The following is a 17888-nucleotide window of genomic DNA, read 5'->3' on the forward strand; positions in this document are numbered from 1 at the left end:
GGGGAGAGGGGGAAAGATCAGAACTGTGCTTCTTCCGTTGAGCCCGTTAATGCCGTGACGGAGGAAGTCCCGCCCTGAATAATCGTGGTCACATTATCGAAGTAGCCGGTTCCCACCTCCTGCTGGTGCGAAACGAAGGTGTAACCCTCTTTGCCCGCCGCAAATTCTGGCTGCTGTACCTTCTCAACATAGTGCTTCATACCTTCGCCCTGTGCGTAGGCATGCGCCAGGTCGAACATGTTGAACCACATGCTGTGGATACCCGCCAGGGTGATGAACTGGTACTTGTAGCCCATATCCGACAGCTGCTGCTGGAAGCTGGCGATGGTCGTGTCGTCCAGATTTTTTTGCCAGTTAAAGGACGGTGAACAGTTATAGGCCAGCAGCTTGCCCGGATATTTCGCATGAATCGCATCGGCAAAGCGCTTCGCCAGCGCCAGATCCGGCGTGGAGGTTTCACACCAGACCAGGTCGGCGTAAGGGGCATACGCCAGGCCGCGGCTGATCGCCTGTTCAATACCGGCATGCGTGCGATAGAACCCTTCGCTGGTGCGTTCGCCGGTGATGAATTCGCTGTCGTACGGGTCGCAGTCAGAGGTGATCAGGTCCGCCGCGTCCGCATCGGTACGGGCAATGACCAGCGTCGGCACGCCGAGCACGTCAGCAGCCAGACGCGCGGCAACCAGCTTCTGGATCGCTTCCTGAGTTGGCACCAGCACTTTCCCGCCCATATGCCCACACTTCTTCACCGACGCCAGCTGATCTTCAAAGTGTACGGCCGCTGCACCGGCCTCAATCATCGATTTCATCAGCTCAAAGGCGTTCAACACGCCGCCGAAACCGGCTTCCGCATCGGCGACGATCGGCAGGAAATAATCAGTAAAGCGCGGATCGTGGGGCTCAATGCCCGCCGCCCACTGGATCTGATCCGCACGGCGGAAGGTATTGTTGATCCGATCTACCACTGACGGCACCGAGTTCGCCGGATAAAGAGATTGATCCGGATACATGCTGGAGGCCAGGTTAGCATCCGCCGCGACCTGCCAGCCGGAAAGATAGATAGCTTCAATGCCGGCCTTCGCCTGCTGCAATGCCTGACCGCCAGTCAGTGCGCCGAGGCTGTTGATATAACCTTTTTTAGACCCCCCGTGCAGCAGATCCCACATTTTCGCCGCGCCGTTCTGCGCCAGCGTACACTCCGGGTTAACCGAGCCGCGTAACTTCACCACTTCCTCTGCGCTGTACGGACGGCGAATGCCTTCCCAGCGCGGTTGGGTCCACTCTTTTTGTAACTCTTCGATCTGTTGGGTACGGGTTTTCATGTGCAGATGCTCCATATTGTTATGTGGTGAATTACGCCAGGAAGCGGTAGCCCGGCAGGGTCAGGAAGTCGATTAAGTCATCAGAGGTGGTGATTTGCTCCATCAGGCGCGCAGCGTCATTAAAACGCCCGCTGCTGAAGCGGTGCTCGCCCAGTTCGTCCTGGATGACCCGCATCTCTTCGGCCAGCATCTGACGGAACAGGGCTTTGGTGACCGGTTTGCCGTTGCTGAGCGTTTTTTGATGATGGATCCACTGCCAGATGGAGGTACGTGAAATTTCCGCCGTGGCGGCATCTTCCATCAGGCCGTAGATCGGCACGCAGCCGTTGCCGGAGATCCATGCCTCGATGTACTGCACGGCGACGCGAATATTGGCGCGCATGCCCTCTTCCGTACGCTCGCCCGCACACGGCGCAAGCAACTGTTCTTCTGCGATTGGCGCATCGTCTTCACGGGTGACAAACAGCTGGTTTTTGTTGTCGCCGAGTACGCGGTTGAAGACCTCCATCGCCGTGTCGGCCAGACCGGGGTGGGCAATCCACGTCCCGTCGTGGCCGTTACGGGCTTCCAGCTCTTTATCGGCTTTCACCTTGTTGAGCACCTGATTGTTACGCTCTGCGTCTTTGCTCGGGATAAACGCCGCCATGCCGCCCATCGCAAAGGCGCCGCGTTTGTGGCAGGTCTTAATCAGCAGGCGCGAGTAGGCGCTGAGGAAGGGTTTATCCATGGTCACAACCTGACGATCCGGCAATACCCGGTCGGCATGGTTTTTCAGGGTTTTGATGTAGCTGAAGATGTAATCCCAGCGGCCGCAGTTCAGGCCCACAATATGGTCACGCAGCGCATGGAGGATCTCATGCATCTGGAATACGGCTGGCAGGGTTTCAATCAGCAGCGTGGCCTTAATGGTGCCGCGCGGCAGGCTGAAGCGGTCTTCTGCGTAGCTGAAGACTTCACTCCACCACGCCGCTTCCTGCCAGGACTGGGTTTTCGGCAGATAGAAATAGGGGCCGCTGCCTTTCGCCAGCAGGTTCTTATGGTTGTGGAAGAAGTACAGCGCAAAGTCGAACAGGCTGCCCGGAATGGCTTCTCCGCGCCAGGTGACGTGTTTTTCAGGCAAATGCAGACCGCGTACGCGGCAGATCAGCACCGCCGGATTCGGTTTGAGCTGGTAAATTTTACCGGCTTCGTTGGTATAGCTGATGGTGCCGTTGACGGCGTCGCGCAGGTTGATCTGCCCGTCGATAACTTTCTGCCAGTCCGGCGCGAGGGAATCTTCGAAGTCCGCCATAAATACTTTGACGTTGGCATTCATGGCGTTAATCACCATTTTGCGCTCTACCGGGCCGGTGATCTCTACGCGACGATCCTGTAAATCTTCAGGGATTCCGCGAATTTTCCATTCACCATGACGAATGGAAGCGGTTTCCGAAATAAACCCTGGCAACTTGCCGTTATCGATCTCCTGCTGTTGATGAATGCGTGCCGCCAGCAGTTTATTACGCTGTGGCGTAAAGCGAGTCACCAGTTCAGTCAGAAACTCTACCGCTTCTGCCGTCAAAACTTGCTGTTCTTGCTCACCATTCGGCTGGGTAAAGGTCAGTTCATCGACCGTTGTTGCCTGTTGAGTCATCGTTCTGCTCCTCATCAAAGATCCAAAATCACGCCCCCGATGCGAGCGAAAGATCGTTGTGTAGTTTTCGCTCAGCAGAATTAAGACTATCTATAATTTTTCCAAAATCAAAAACAATTTCCATTTTAATTCATATCCAATAACAACTGTATGATTAATATGGGATTAAAGTTTTTCACGATGTTGAGTTGGTTTTCGGAAATAAAAAAGGCACCCGAAGGTGCCTAATGTGAATAGCTGAAACGCTTTAGGATCGTTTAATGCAGACGATTACTCCAGCGTCGGATTCATGTGGCGCAGATCGTACGGCGTAATCTGGTAGACATAATAGTTGAGCCAGTTAGTGAACAGCAGATTTCCGTGACTACGCCAGGTTGCCCGAGGCGTGTTTTGCGGATCGTTTTTCGGGAAATAGTTGTACGGGACATCCGGATTCAGACCCGCTTCAACGTCACGAAAATACTCTGACGCGAGGGTATGCGGATCGTACTCAGGATGGCCGGTAACGAACGCGATGCGTTTGTCTTTACTGGCGAACAGGTAGGCATCGCCGTCTTCCGTTTCGGCCAGGATTTCCAGGTCGGTGTAATCGCGGATCAGCTGTGCCGGAAAATCGGCGTAGCGAGAATGCGGAGCCAGGAAAGTGTCATCGAAACCACGCGTCAGCAGCGCATGCGGGTGAAGAATGTGGTGTTCGTATACGCCAGAAAGTTTGTCGCTGCGGGTTTGCTTGGGAATGCCATAGAGGATATTCAGCGCGGCCTGTACCGCCCAACAGACAAATAAGGTGGACGTGACGTGATCTTTTGCCCACTCCAGCACCTGCCTGATTTGTGGCCAGTAGGCAACGTCATTAAATTCCACCAGACCCAGCGGTGCGCCGGTGACGATCAGTCCATCGAAATTCTCATCGCGAATATCTTCAAAATTACAGTAGAAGTTATTCAGATGCTCAGCAGGCGTGTTGCGTGACTCACGGGCGTCAATGCGCAGCAGCTGGATATCAACCTGAAGCGGAGAGTTGGAGAGCAAACGCAGGAACTGGTTCTCCGTTTCGATCTTTTTTGGCATCAGATTGAGAATAAGCACCTTCAGCGGGCGAATTTCCTGACCTGTCGCACGCGAAGCCGTCATGACGAAGACATTCTCTTCACGCAAGAAATTGACGGCTGGTAGCTCGTCCTGCACCCGAATCGGCATAACCTTAAATCCTCACAGCATACGTATAAACGTTTAGACATCCAGACAGCTAACGATACCCAGAAACGGGCTTAATGTCGAGTCTGCAAGCGAAAGGTGAGAAAGTTTCAAGGAGGGAAAGCATGTAGGGCGGGTAAGGTGGGGCCACCACCCGACTTTTCAGAACGCACAAAGCAAAAAACCCCGCACCTTCCGGTACGGGGTTCTTTCTGATTGATGCCTGGCAGTTCCCTACTCTCACATGGGGAGACCCCACACTACCATCGGCGCTACGGCGTTTCACTTCTGAGTTCGGCATGGGGTCAGGTGGGACCACCGCGCTAAAGCCGCCAGGCAAATTCTGTTAATCTGTATCAGGCTGAAAATCGTGTCTGTCTCTTCGCCAAAACAGCTTCGGCGTTGTAAGGTTAAGCCTCACGGTTCATTAGTATCGGTTAGCTCAACGCATCGCTGCGCTTACACACCCGACCTATCAACGTCGTCGTCTTCAACGTTCCTTCAGGAGACTCAAGGTCTCAGGGAGAACTCATCTCGGGGCAAGTTTCGTGCTTAGATGCTTTCAGCACTTATCTTTTCCGCATTTAGCTACCGGGCAGTGCCATTGGCATGACAACCCGAACACCAGTGATGCGTCCACTCCGGTCCTCTCGTACTAGGAGCAGCCCCCCTCAATTCTCCAGCGCCCACGGCAGATAGGGACCGAACTGTCTCACGACGTTCTAAACCCAGCTCGCGTACCACTTTAAATGGCGAACAGCCATACCCTTGGGACCTACTTCAGCCCCAGGATGTGATGAGCCGACATCGAGGTGCCAAACACCGCCGTCGATATGAACTCTTGGGCGGTATCAGCCTGTTATCCCCGGAGTACCTTTTATCCGTTGAGCGATGGCCCTTCCATTCAGAACCACCGGATCACTATGACCTGCTTTCGCACCTGCTCGCGCCGTCACGCTCGCAGTCAAGCTGGCTTATGCCATTGCACTAACCTCCTGATGTCCGACCAGGATTAGCCAACCTTCGTGCTCCTCCGTTACTCTTTGGGAGGAGACCGCCCCAGTCAAACTACCCACCAGACACTGTCCGCAACCCGGATTACGGGTCTACGTTAGAACACCAGCCATTAAAGGGTGGTATTTCAAGGTTGGCTCCACGCAGACTGGCGTCCACGCTTCAAAGCCTCCCACCTATCCTACACATCAAGGACCAGTGTTCAGTGTCAAGCTATAGTAAAGGTTCACGGGGTCTTTCCGTCTTGCCGCGGGTACACTGCATCTTCACAGCGAGTTCAATTTCACTGAGTCTCGGGTGGAGACAGCCTGGCCATCATTACGCCATTCGTGCAGGTCGGAACTTACCCGACAAGGAATTTCGCTACCTTAGGACCGTTATAGTTACGGCCGCCGTTTACCGGGGCTTCGATCAAGAGCTTCGCGTTGCCGCTAACCCCATCAATTAACCTTCCGGCACCGGGCAGGCGTCACACCGTATACGTCCACTTTCGTGTTTGCACAGTGCTGTGTTTTTAATAAACAGTTGCAGCCAGCTGGTATCTTCGACTGATTTCAGCTCCGCCCGCAGGGGCTTCACCTACACATCAGCGTGCCTTCTCCCGAAGTTACGGCACCATTTTGCCTAGTTCCTTCACCCGAGTTCTCTCAAGCGCCTTGGTATTCTCTACCTGACCACCTGTGTCGGTTTGGGGTACGATTTCGTGTTACCTGATGCTTAGAGGCTTTTCCTGGAAGCAGGGCATTTATCACTTCAGCACCGTAGTGCCTCGTCATCACACCTCAGCGTTAACAAGGTACCGGATTTACCTGGAACCTCCGCCTACATGCTTAAACCGGGACAACCGTCGCCCGGCTGACATAGCCTTCTCCGTCCCCCCTTCGCAGTAACACCAAGTACAGGAATATTAACCTGTTTCCCATCGACTACGCCTTTCGGCCTCGCCTTAGGGGTCGACTCACCCTGCCCCGATTAACGTTGGACAGGAACCCTTGGTCTTCCGGCGAGCGGGCTTTTCACCCGCTTTATCGTTACTTATGTCAGCATTCGCACTTCTGATACCTCCAGCACCCCTCACAGGACACCTTCAACGGCTTACAGAACGCTCCCCTACCCAACAACACATAGTGTCGCTGCCGCAGCTTCGGTGCATGGTTTAGCCCCGTTACATCTTCCGCGCAGGCCGACTCGACCAGTGAGCTATTACGCTTTCTTTAAATGATGGCTGCTTCTAAGCCAACATCCTGGCTGTCTGTGCCTTCCCACATCGTTTCCCACTTAACCATGACTTTGGGACCTTAGCTGGCGGTCTGGGTTGTTTCCCTCTTCACGACGGACGTTAGCACCCGCCGTGTGTCTCCCGTGATAACATTCTTCGGTATTCGTAGTTTGCATCGGGTTGGTAAGCCGGGATGGCCCCCTAGCCGAAACAGTGCTCTACCCCCGAAGATGAATTCACGAGGCGCTACCTAAATAGCTTTCGGGGAGAACCAGCTATCTCCCGGTTTGATTGGCCTTTCACCCCCAGCCACAGGTCATCCGCTAATTTTTCAACATTAGTCGGTTCGGTCCTCCAGTTAGTGTTACCCAACCTTCAACCTGCCCATGGCTAGATCACCGGGTTTCGGGTCTATACCCTGCAACTTAACGCCCAGTTAAGACTCGGTTTCCCTTCGGCTCCCCTATACGGTTAACCTTGCTACAGAATATAAGTCGCTGACCCATTATACAAAAGGTACGCAGTCACCCCATAAAGAGGCTCCCACTGCTTGTACGTACACGGTTTCAGGTTCTTTTTCACTCCCCTCGCCGGGGTTCTTTTCGCCTTTCCCTCACGGTACTGGTTCACTATCGGTCAGTCAGGAGTATTTAGCCTTGGAGGATGGTCCCCCCATATTCAGACAGGATACCACGTGTCCCGCCCTACTCTTCGAGTTCACAGCAAGTGTGCTTTCGTGTACGGGACTATCACCCTGTACCGTCGGACTTTCCAGACCGTTCCACTAACACACAAGCTGATTCAGACTCCGGGCTGCTCCCCGTTCGCTCGCCGCTACTGGGGGAATCTCGGTTGATTTCTTTTCCTCGGGGTACTTAGATGTTTCAGTTCCCCCGGTTCGCCTCGTTAACCTATGTATTCAGTTAACGATAGTGCAACGGATTGCACTGGGTTTCCCCATTCGGACATCGCCGGGTCAAAGGTTCATATCACCTCGCCGGCGCTTTTCGCAGATTAGCACGTCCTTCATCGCCTCTGACTGCCAGGGCATCCACCGTGTACGCTTAGTCGCTTAACCTCACAACCCGAAGATGTTTCACTTCCGATTGCGAAAATTTGAGAGACTCGAACACACATGAGCTGTGTGTCGTTTCAATTTTCAGCTTGATCCAGATTTTTAAAGAGCAAAACTTCTTAATGCACTCGAAAGTACATTCAGAAGTTCATCATTCATCAGACAATCTGTGTGAGCACTACAAAGGCAGGTTCTTTAAGGTAAGGAGGTGATCCAACCGCAGGTTCCCCTACGGTTACCTTGTTACGACTTCACCCCAGTCATGAATCACAAAGTGGTAAGCGCCCTCCCGAAGGTTAAGCTACCTACTTCTTTTGCAACCCACTCCCATGGTGTGACGGGCGGTGTGTACAAGGCCCGGGAACGTATTCACCGTGGCATTCTGATCCACGATTACTAGCGATTCCGACTTCATGGAGTCGAGTTGCAGACTCCAATCCGGACTACGACGCACTTTATGAGGTCCGCTTGCTCTCGCGAGGTCGCTTCTCTTTGTATGCGCCATTGTAGCACGTGTGTAGCCCTACTCGTAAGGGCCATGATGACTTGACGTCATCCCCACCTTCCTCCAGTTTATCACTGGCAGTCTCCTTTGAGTTCCCGGCCGGACCGCTGGCAACAAAGGATAAGGGTTGCGCTCGTTGCGGGACTTAACCCAACATTTCACAACACGAGCTGACGACAGCCATGCAGCACCTGTCTCAGAGTTCCCGAAGGCACCAATCCATCTCTGGAAAGTTCTCTGGATGTCAAGAGTAGGTAAGGTTCTTCGCGTTGCATCGAATTAAACCACATGCTCCACCGCTTGTGCGGGCCCCCGTCAATTCATTTGAGTTTTAACCTTGCGGCCGTACTCCCCAGGCGGTCGACTTAACGCGTTAGCTCCGGAAGCCACGCCTCAAGGGCACAACCTCCAAGTCGACATCGTTTACGGCGTGGACTACCAGGGTATCTAATCCTGTTTGCTCCCCACGCTTTCGCACCTGAGCGTCAGTCTTTGTCCAGGGGGCCGCCTTCGCCACCGGTATTCCTCCAGATCTCTACGCATTTCACCGCTACACCTGGAATTCTACCCCCCTCTACAAGACTCTAGCCTGCCAGTTTCGAATGCAGTTCCCAGGTTGAGCCCGGGGATTTCACATCCGACTTGACAGACCGCCTGCGTGCGCTTTACGCCCAGTAATTCCGATTAACGCTTGCACCCTCCGTATTACCGCGGCTGCTGGCACGGAGTTAGCCGGTGCTTCTTCTGCGGGTAACGTCAATCGACAGGGTTATTAACCCTGTCGCCTTCCTCCCCGCTGAAAGTACTTTACAACCCGAAGGCCTTCTTCATACACGCGGCATGGCTGCATCAGGCTTGCGCCCATTGTGCAATATTCCCCACTGCTGCCTCCCGTAGGAGTCTGGACCGTGTCTCAGTTCCAGTGTGGCTGGTCATCCTCTCAGACCAGCTAGGGATCGTCGCCTAGGTGAGCCGTTACCCCACCTACTAGCTAATCCCATCTGGGCACATCCGATGGCAAGAGGCCCGAAGGTCCCCCTCTTTGGTCTTGCGACGTTATGCGGTATTAGCTACCGTTTCCAGTAGTTATCCCCCTCCATCAGGCAGTTTCCCAGACATTACTCACCCGTCCGCCACTCGTCAGCGAAGCAGCAAGCTGCTTCCTGTTACCGTTCGACTTGCATGTGTTAGGCCTGCCGCCAGCGTTCAATCTGAGCCATGATCAAACTCTTCAATTTAAGTTTGATGCTCGTGAATTAAACTTCGTAATGAATTACGTGTTCACTCAGAGACTTGGTATTCATTTTTCGTCCGAGGACGTTAAGAATCCATGTCACTTTGAGTGCCCACACAGATTGTCTGATAAATTGTTAAAGAGCAGTTGCGACGCGCTTCAGCGCTCTGTCGCGAGGTGGCGTATATTACGCTTTCCTCTTTCAGAGTCAACCCGTTATTTCAGGATTTTTTCTCTTCAACCGACCGGGTAGTCTGTGAAGTGATTCACATCCGCCGTGTCGATGGAGGCGCATTATAGGGAGTTCTCCGCAGGCCGCAACCGCTAAATGACAGAAAAATGACTGACTGCTGCATTCCCCAGCAAAACCCCGCCTTATACCCTTTTACGCACAGAGTTATCCACAGCGCTTCGAAAAAGTGAAAATATGCGAGCGTTGCGCAAACGTTTTCGTTAAAATGCTCGCGCTTAACAAGGAGGCCTCGTCAGGTGTGTTAGATGAGTTTTTCGCTGGAAAATTCATCTAACGCTCTCTGTAATCGTGAAATCCAGGGGATTTACCATGCAACAACGTCGTCCAGTCCGCCGCGCTCTGCTCAGTGTTTCTGATAAAGCCGGTATCATCGAATTCGCTCAGGCACTTTCCGCACGCGGTGTGGAGCTGCTTTCTACAGGCGGTACCGCTCGCCTGTTAGCAGAGAAAGGTCTGCCGGTAACCGAAGTGTCCGACTACACCGGTTTCCCGGAAATGATGGATGGACGCGTCAAAACCCTGCACCCGAAAGTGCACGGCGGCATTCTGGGTCGTCGCGGTCAGGACGACGGCATTATGGAGCAGCACAATATTGCCCCCATCGACATGGTTGTCGTAAACCTCTATCCCTTCGCCCAGACCGTCGCCCGCGAAGGCTGTTCTCTGGAAGATGCCGTAGAGAACATTGATATCGGCGGCCCGACCATGGTGCGCTCCGCAGCCAAGAACCATAAAGATGTGGCCATCGTAGTGAAGAGCAGCGACTACAGCGCCATTATTAATGAGATGGACGCCAACGAAGGGTCCCTGACGCTTGATACGCGTTTCGACCTCGCCATCAAAGCCTTCGAACACACCGCCGCGTACGACAGCATGATCGCCAACTACTTCGGTAGCCTGGTTCCTGCCTACCACGGTGAAAGCAAAGATCCATCTGGTCGCTTCCCGCGCACCCTGAACCTGAACTTCATTAAGAAGCAGGATATGCGCTACGGCGAGAACAGCCACCAGCAGGCAGCCTTCTATATAGAAGAAGAGGTGAAAGAAGCCTCTGTTGCGACTGCTCAGCAGGTACAGGGCAAAGCCCTCTCTTATAACAACATTGCCGATACCGACGCCGCGCTGGAATGCGTGAAAGAGTTCAGCGAGCCGGCCTGCGTTATCGTCAAGCACGCCAACCCATGCGGCGTCGCAGTAAGCACCTCCATTATGGATGCCTACGATCGCGCCTACAAAACCGACCCGACCTCCGCGTTCGGCGGCATTATCGCCTTCAACCGCGAGCTGGATGCGGAAACCGCGCAGGCCATCATCTCCCGTCAGTTTGTCGAAGTGATCATCGCGCCATCCGCATCCGAAGAAGCGCTGAAAATCACCGCGGCGAAACAGAACGTGCGCGTGCTGGTTTGCGGTCAGTGGGCGGAACGCGTGCCGGGCCTGGACTTCAAGCGCGTGAACGGCGGTCTGCTGGTTCAGGATCGCGATTTGGGTATGGTGATAGAAGCCGACCTGCGCGTGGTGACCAAACGTCAGCCGACCGAACAGGAGCTGCGCGACGCGCTGTTCTGCTGGAAAGTGGCGAAGTTCGTGAAGTCTAACGCCATTGTTTACGCCAAAGAGAACATGACCATCGGGATAGGCGCAGGCCAGATGAGCCGCGTTTACTCTGCGAAAATCGCGGGTATTAAAGCAGGTGACGAAGGTCTGGAAGTCAAAGGTTCCGCCATGGCCTCTGACGCCTTCTTCCCTTTCCGCGACGGTATCGATGCGGCCGCTGCTGTGGGCATCACCTGTGTGATCCAGCCTGGCGGTTCAATCCGTGATGACGAAGTGATTGCCGCTGCCGACGAACATGGCATCGCAATGATCTTTACCGACATGCGCCACTTCCGCCATTAATTTCCGGAGCAGAAAATGAAAGTATTAGTGATTGGTAATGGCGGGCGCGAGCACGCTTTGGCGTGGAAAGCAGCGCAGTCTCCGCAGGTTGAAACCGTCTTTGTGGCACCGGGTAACGCCGGTACCGCACTGGAGCCCGCGCTACAGAACGTCGCCATCGGCGTAACCGATATCCCGGCGCTGCTGAGCTTTGCCCGGAACGAGAATATCGATCTGACGATTGTGGGCCCGGAAGCGCCGCTGGTGATCGGCGTTGTAGATGCCTTCCGCGCCGCGGGCCTGAAAATTTTCGGCCCAACGGAAGGTGCCGCACAGCTGGAAGGTTCAAAAGCCTTCACCAAAGATTTCCTCGCGCGTCATAACATCCCGACGGCGGAATATCAGAACTTCACCGAGGTAGAGCCTGCTCTGGCTTACCTGCGCGAAAAAGGCGCACCGATTGTCATTAAGGCCGACGGCCTGGCCGCCGGGAAAGGCGTGATCGTGGCGATGACCCTTGAAGAAGCCGAAGCCGCCGTTCACGATATGCTGGCCGGCAACGCCTTTGGCGATGCGGGTCATCGCATCGTGATTGAAGAGTTCCTCGACGGCGAAGAGGCGAGCTTTATCGTGATGGTCGACGGCGAGCACGTTCTGCCGATGGCCACCAGCCAGGATCACAAGCGCGTAGGCAATGCCGACACGGGTCCAAACACCGGCGGGATGGGTGCTTACTCCCCTGCTCCGGTGGTCACTGACGAAGTACACCAGCGCACCATGGACCGCATCATCTGGCCAACCGTAAAAGGGATGGCGGCGGAAGGCAATACCTACACCGGTTTCCTCTACGCAGGCCTGATGATCGACAAGCAGGGTAACCCGAAGGTGATTGAATTCAACTGCCGCTTCGGCGATCCGGAAACTCAGCCGATCATGCTGCGCATGAAGTCCGATCTGGTTGATCTGTGTCTGGCGGCGTGCGAAGGCAAGCTGAATGAGAAAACTTCCGAGTGGGACGAGCGTGCCTCTTTAGGTGTGGTGATTGCTGCGGGTGGGTATCCGGGTAGCTACAACACCGGGGATGAGATCCACGGCCTGCCGCTGGAAGAGATTGACGGTGCGAAGGTGTTCCACGCCGGTACAAAGCTCTCTGACGATGACCGCGTGCTCACTAATGGTGGACGCGTGCTGTGTGCGACCGCGCTGGGTCATACCGTGGCAGAGGCGCAGAAGCGCGCCTATGCGTTGATGGCGGATATTCACTGGAACGGCAGCTTCAGCCGCCAGGATATCGGCTATCGTGCCATTGCGCGGGAGCAGGGAGAGTAATTTCACACCCTCACCCTAACCCTCTCCCTCAAGGGAGAGGGGACTTAACTCAAAAACTCTTTTCTGTCGGCTGCCAGGTGCAGAAATCTTCGTTCGCCACCAGCAACAGCTGAGAGCCTTCCGGCGCTTCCAGCCATGCCACACTCACCTCCACAGATGAATGCCGCTGACGACGCTGAATGTGTTCGGTTGCCCAGGATTCAAGCTCAGGCTTCACTGTCTGCCCTTCGCAGGTGGTCACCGTGCCGTCGGCATGCCAGCGCCCCTGGCGCAGCACCACGCGGCCCTGACGCAGCGCATCGCTGGTCTGGCGAAGTTGTTCAGCACGGTAGCGGTAGAGGGCGACCTGATCGCTGGAAAGCTGCTGTTTCAGTCCACTGACCTCATGCTGCATAAAGCTCAGCTCGCCGTGGTCGTCAAAACGCACCTTCACGTGTTCGGGAGTCTTACTGTAGATATTCAGTTCAATGAGCGACAGCGCATCGCCCTGCCAGCGGTATTCTGCGGTCGAGGTATTGCCGTTATGCCACGGACTGAACGCGGTAAGCATATGCACTTCATCGCTGGAATCTTTGCGCCAGATCCTGACCGCACCCTGGTTGTCAGCGTAGCCGCTGGCGGTAAACGGGGGGAGTGAGGAATCATGACTACAGGCAGACAGCAACAGTACGCCTGCCAGCGCGAGCGGTCCACGCCAGAATGACAAAAGGGGCGTTGCCGCCCCTTCGTTAAAACTGTTCACTGCCACGCGTCTTACTTAACTGCGTCTTTCAGTGCTTTACCAGAAACAAATGCCGGCACGTTAGCTGCGGCGATTTTGATTTCTTTACCGGTCTGCGGGTTGCGGCCAGTACGCTCAGCGCGGTGGTTCACTTTGAAGGTACCGAAACCAACCAGTTGTACAGCATCGCCTTCTTTCAGAGACTCAGTAATAGCAGCCAGGGTAGATTCCAGAGCAGCTTTAGCCTGCACTTTAGACAGATCAGCCTTGTCCGCAATTACATCAATCAGTTGAGTCTTGTTCATAAGTTATCCTTTCAATGTGTTTATCGCTTGCTAAGCATCGAGTGCGACGAAAATGCCAAAAAAGCACTCTCCTGCATACACGCACCGATAGCCACTTTTTTTCGCCCCCCAAATGTAGACCAGACGGGGGGCGAAAGGGAAGAGTCGAGGAGTGACAAAACAGGCGTTAAATCACGTTTTGTTGTCTCATTGGTTAAAAATTATACCGATATTGCTCTCGCCGGCCTCGCGCAGGTCCGCGCGCAGCCCTTTGATCAGCTCAATATCACGTTCTTCACACTCCGCCAGCAGACGGAAAATTTCCCACTGAATATCCCATTCCTGTTCAACCGCCGGGTTAGCACGCAGCTCTTCGTCGGTCATTTCACGGCCTTCCTGGGTCATTTCCAGCATCGCGACGGTGGTGATGGATGCCTTACTGACTTCAATGGCGTGCTCCAGGGTTTCACCGCTCAGACGGGAGTGGATCAGCTCGCTCAACGCCACACAGGCATCGATAGCCGGGTAGACGCCATACAGGTCGTAATCGTCCGCCGCAGGAATTGCCTCTTCCAGCTTTTCAAGCTGAGAGTCGAAGTTTACCTTTGCGTCTTTGACCGTCAGCGTCTCCCAGATCAAATCCAGAATACGTCGATAAATCTGGCCTTCGCCAAACTCCGTTTGCTTACAGAACGCGGCATAGTTGGGGTACATGCGCTCGCACAGGCAAGCCATAAACGTCACGTGCTGCCAGCTTTCCAGCTTCTCAAGGCGCAGATGAATCGGGTTTTGTAACATGATGATGTCTCGAATCGAAAATTAGCCGCAGTTTACCTGAATCACGGCTGAATTTCCTGCCAACGAATGAATGCCGGACGTGAAGAGGCAACGGCGTCAGCCCAGCGGGTAGGCTCAGGTAAGCGGTAGCCCTTCATACAGCGTTGCACCCACGCCAGGGCGCTGTCCATGCTGACCCGATGCCCGGTTGCGATAAACAGCGGATTGCAGCGCGCTTTACTGCGCCAGACCCACGCCAGCTGCTCGCCTTTATGGATAAGCGGCGCCAGCGCGCCCGGTTCGGCAGAGAGCGGCTCAAACGCGCCGCACAGGCGTTTTTTCGCCACGCCGATGGTCGGCACGTCTACCAGCAGACCAAAGTGGCTGGCAACGCCCAGGCGACGCGGATGGGAGATGCCGTGCCCATCCACAAACAGCAGATCGGGTTTTTGCGAGAGTTGCTCCCACGCGGCCAGCAGCGCGGGATATTCGCGGAAGGAGAGAAAGCCGGGGATATAGGGCATGGTGGTGGCGATACGCGCCACCTTGTACTCCACCAGCTCCAGCGACGGGTATTTCAGCACCACCATCGCCGCTCGCGTCACTTCACCGCCTTGCTCAAACCCGACATCCGCCCCGCCAATGTATCGCGGAGGGTCCGTATCCAGACGATCCTCGCGGATCACCGATGAAGCCAGTTCGATTTGCTGAGCGCGTAGCGACGCGAGATCCATAACCACTCCTTACTTGTGATACTGGGCAGAAAGCCGATGCACCGCCTCCACAAATACGCCAGCGTGTTCTGGCGGTACATCCTGATGAATACCGTGACCAAGGTTGAAGACGTGGCCTTCGCCCTGGCCGAAACCAGACAGTATAGTCGACACTTCTTCTTCGATACGGGCAGGCTGTGCATAGAGCATGGACGGGTCCATGTTGCCCTGGAGCGCCACTTTATCCCCCACGCGACGACGCGCATCGGCAATATCAGTGGTCCAGTCGAGGCCCAGCGCATCACAGCCGGTGGCCGCCATCGCTTCCAGCCACTGACCGCCGCCTTTCGTAAACAGCGTTACCGGCACGCGACGGCCTTCGTTTTCACGCAGCAGACCATCGACAATTTTGTGCATGTAGTACAGGGAGAACTGCTGATAATCACGCCCGGTCAGCACGCCGCCCCAGGTGTCGAAAATCATCACCGACTGCGCGCCCGCTTTAATCTGCGCGTTGAGATAGAGCGTGACGCTCTTCGCCAGCTTGTCGAGCAGGGCATGCAGGGCCTGCGGCTCTGCGTACATCATCTTTTTGATGACGGTAAAGGCTTTGCTGCTGCCACCTTCCACCATGTAGGTTGCCAGCGTCCACGGACTACCGGAGAAGCCAATCAGCGGCACGTCGCCTTTGAGCTCGCGGCGGATGGTGCGCACGGCGTTCATCACATAGCCCAGCTCGCCTTCCGGATCGGGGATCGGCAGCTTATCAACGTCGGCTTTGCTTTTGATCGGTGAGGTAAAACGCGGCCCCTCGCCGGTTTCGAAATAGAGCCCAAGGCCCATCGCGTCCGGAATGGTAAGAATGTCCGAAAAAAGAATGGCGGCATCGAGGGGGAAGCGGCGCAGCGGCTGGAGCGTCACCTCACAGGCCAGTTCGGCGTTTTTGCACAGCGACATAAAATCGCCCGCCTGCGCACGCGTGGCTTTGTACTCTGGCAGATAGCGTCCCGCCTGGCGCATCATCCACACCGGGGTGACATCAACGGGCTGGCGCAGCAGCGCACGCAGATAACGATCGTTCTTCAGTTCGGTCATTTTGCAGTTCCTTATTGCGTCAGTCCGTCAGTGTAACACTACTCATACTCGGCCCGACACATTGCCACGGTATCTTCTATCAGGCGACGCGCCACCGTTCCCGGCGGGGGCAGCAGCGGTAAATCGTCGTAGCGATACCAGTTCGCCTCCAGCAGCTCTTTCTGATCGATAACAATCTCGCCGCTGTCGTATTCCGCCATAAACGCGGTCATCAGGGACATCGGGAACGGCCACGGCTGCGACGTCACATAGCGCAGGTTTTTCACCTTAATGCCGCTCTCCTCCATCACCTCGCGCGCCACCGCCTGTTCCAGCGTTTCGCCGACTTCCACGAACCCGGCGAGGACGGTGTGAATGCCGTTGCGATGGCGGGTATGCTGCGCCAGCAGGATGGAATCATCACGGCGGATGGCGACAATGATGCACGGTGCGATTTGCGGGTAGTAACGTTCACGGCAGTGGCCGCAGAGCAGCGCCCATTCGGTTTTGCTCGGGTGCATGGTGTGGCCGCAGTAACCGCAGTATTTGTGCGAGCGGTAAAACTCCGCCAGCTGTACGCCGCGCCCCGCCAGCTGGAACAGGCCGACGTCCAGATCCAGCACCTGACGTACGGATCCCATATCCTGACGGCGCGCCTGTTGGATCAACCACACGGGATCGCCCTGCCACTCGCCGATCTTCAGCGCGGACTGGCCCACCAGATCGAACGTTTCCGCGGCACCGTAGGGCAACTCTCCTGAGGGCAGCCATAATTTTTGTTCGTGGCTGACGATCCACCAACCCAGATCTGATTTTTCAATAATACGATCCATATCTATTGCACTACCTTCGCTTCACTGACATGTTGTTAGCATTGTGGTTACATTTTGGATAAGCAGATCCCATTTTAAACCTTATGGAGTCGACCATGTTAAACCAGCTGGAAAGCCTGACTGAGCGCGTTGGAGGAAGTAACACCCTGGTGGATCGCTGGCTACATGTGCGCAAGCATCTCCTTGTGGCGTATTACAATCTGGTTGGTCTTAAGCCTGGCAAAGAATCCTTTATGCGACTCAATGAAAAAGCGCTGGACGACTTTTGTCAGAGCCTGGTCGACTACCTCTCCGACGGCCATTTCAACCTTTATGAACGCATTATCCGCGAAATGGAAGGGACAACGCCGTATTTAGCGGCCAGTAAACTCTGTCCGTTGCTTGAAGCCAACACCCAGCAGATCATGGACTACTACGATTCCACGCTTGAGAACGCTATCGATCACGATAACTATCTTGAGTTTCAGCAGGCGCTTTCCGACCTTGGCGAAGCACTGGAAGAGCGATTCACGCTGGAAGACAAGCTCATCGCCCTCGTGCTGGACAACAACCTGACTATCAGCACCAGCGATAACGTTGCGCGCCCTGCTTGAGTTCTTAATCGTTAACGAGTAATTTACAACCATTCGCCCCTCTGCGGAGGGGGATTTTTCTTGTCGGAGTGCCCAGTGTGAAAGCACGGGCTGAGACCGTTAATTCGGGATCCGCGGAACCTGATCAGGTTAATACCTGCGAAGGGAACAAGAGTCACACTGCTGTTGTATCGCCCTCGGGCGATCTTCTCTTGCTTCATCCGTCGTCTGACAAGCCATGTCCTTCACATCTGG

At 55.0% G+C, this 17888-nt stretch carries 12 protein-coding genes, 3 rRNA genes and 1 riboswitch; of the genes, 3 read left to right on the top strand and 12 right to left on the bottom strand.

The genetic code is table 11. From position 1 onward, the window contains the following. Nucleotides 1–17 precede the first annotated feature (17 nt). The 6 genes from aceA to AC4OVS_RS20750 all read right to left on the bottom strand — a co-directional run bounded on the left by aceA (nt 18) and on the right by AC4OVS_RS20750 (nt 9203). Nucleotides 18–1322 (bottom strand): isocitrate lyase, encoded by a 1305-nt coding sequence (aceA, locus tag AC4OVS_RS20725; RefSeq protein ID WP_023299080.1) that lies wholly within the window; start codon nt 1320–1322, stop codon nt 18–20. Nucleotides 1323–1353: 31 nt separating this feature from the next. Beyond that, complete coding sequence (aceB, locus tag AC4OVS_RS20730) at nt 1354–2955, bottom strand: malate synthase A (RefSeq protein WP_023299079.1); 1602 nt, start codon at nt 2953–2955, stop codon at nt 1354–1356. A 270-nt stretch (nt 2956–3225) separates the two neighbouring features. Beyond that, a complete protein-coding gene (gene metA, locus AC4OVS_RS20735; protein ID WP_022646716.1) occupies nt 3226–4155 on the bottom strand; it encodes a homoserine O-acetyltransferase MetA in 930 nt (309 codons plus the stop codon). Between the two features lie 218 nt (nt 4156–4373). After that, nucleotides 4374–4489, bottom strand: a 5S ribosomal RNA gene (rrf, locus tag AC4OVS_RS20740). A 69-nt stretch (nt 4490–4558) separates the two neighbouring features. Next, a 23S ribosomal RNA gene (locus AC4OVS_RS20745) occupies nt 4559–7463 on the bottom strand. 198 nt (nt 7464–7661) lie between these two features. Beyond that, a 16S ribosomal RNA gene (locus AC4OVS_RS20750) occupies nt 7662–9203 on the bottom strand. The 16S, 23S and 5S rRNA genes sit together here, the layout of an rRNA operon. A 558-nt stretch (nt 9204–9761) precedes the next feature. Between AC4OVS_RS20750 and purH the strand changes: the two genes are divergently transcribed. After that, on the top strand, nt 9762–11351 hold the full coding sequence (gene purH, locus AC4OVS_RS20755) for a bifunctional phosphoribosylaminoimidazolecarboxamide formyltransferase/IMP cyclohydrolase (RefSeq protein ID WP_491922682.1): 1590 nt from the start codon (nt 9762–9764) through the stop codon (nt 11349–11351). Nucleotides 11352–11366: 15 nt separating this feature from the next. After that, nucleotides 11367–12659, top strand: a complete 1293-nt coding sequence (gene purD, locus AC4OVS_RS20760) for a phosphoribosylamine--glycine ligase (RefSeq protein WP_063138231.1) — start codon at nt 11367–11369, stop codon at nt 12657–12659. A gap of 49 nt (nt 12660–12708) precedes the next feature. On the opposite strand, the gene AC4OVS_RS20765 is transcribed toward purD, so the two are convergent. The 6 genes from AC4OVS_RS20765 to nudC form a co-directional block, all read right to left on the bottom strand. After that, the gene (locus AC4OVS_RS20765; protein ID WP_022646713.1) at nt 12709–13401 is read right to left on the bottom strand and encodes a DUF1481 domain-containing protein; all 693 of its coding nucleotides are present in this window, start codon (nt 13399–13401) and stop codon (nt 12709–12711) included. An 11-nt stretch (nt 13402–13412) separates the two neighbouring features. After that, nucleotides 13413–13685 (bottom strand): nucleoid-associated protein HU-alpha, encoded by a 273-nt coding sequence (hupA, locus tag AC4OVS_RS20770; protein ID WP_002445246.1) that lies wholly within the window; start codon nt 13683–13685, stop codon nt 13413–13415. A gap of 186 nt (nt 13686–13871) precedes the next feature. Continuing rightward, nucleotides 13872–14462, bottom strand: coding sequence for a YjaG family protein (locus AC4OVS_RS20775; RefSeq protein ID WP_022646712.1), 591 nt, complete (start codon nt 14460–14462; stop codon nt 13872–13874). Nucleotides 14463–14503: 41 nt separating this feature from the next. Then, the gene (gene nfi, locus AC4OVS_RS20780) at nt 14504–15175 is read right to left on the bottom strand and encodes a deoxyribonuclease V (RefSeq protein ID WP_003862312.1); all 672 of its coding nucleotides are present in this window, start codon (nt 15173–15175) and stop codon (nt 14504–14506) included. Between the two features lie 9 nt (nt 15176–15184). Next, nucleotides 15185–16249 carry a uroporphyrinogen decarboxylase gene (gene hemE, locus AC4OVS_RS20785; protein ID WP_023299076.1) on the bottom strand — a complete coding sequence of 355 codons (1065 nt, stop codon included), beginning with the start codon at nt 16247–16249 and terminating at the stop codon, nt 15185–15187. 38 nt (nt 16250–16287) lie between these two features. Further along, nucleotides 16288–17061 carry an NAD(+) diphosphatase gene (gene nudC, locus AC4OVS_RS20790; RefSeq protein WP_022646710.1) on the bottom strand — a complete coding sequence of 258 codons (774 nt, stop codon included), beginning with the start codon at nt 17059–17061 and terminating at the stop codon, nt 16288–16290. 95 nt (nt 17062–17156) lie between these two features. On the opposite strand from nudC, the gene AC4OVS_RS20795 reads away from it, so the two are divergent. Further along, the gene (locus AC4OVS_RS20795) at nt 17157–17654 is read left to right on the top strand and encodes an Rsd/AlgQ family anti-sigma factor (protein WP_023299075.1); all 498 of its coding nucleotides are present in this window, start codon (nt 17157–17159) and stop codon (nt 17652–17654) included. A gap of 54 nt (nt 17655–17708) precedes the next feature. Beyond that, nucleotides 17709–17818, top strand: a riboswitch (TPP riboswitch). Nucleotides 17819–17888: the final 70 nt, after the last annotated feature.

This window comes from Enterobacter sp. 4974935 (genome assembly GCF_058661735.1).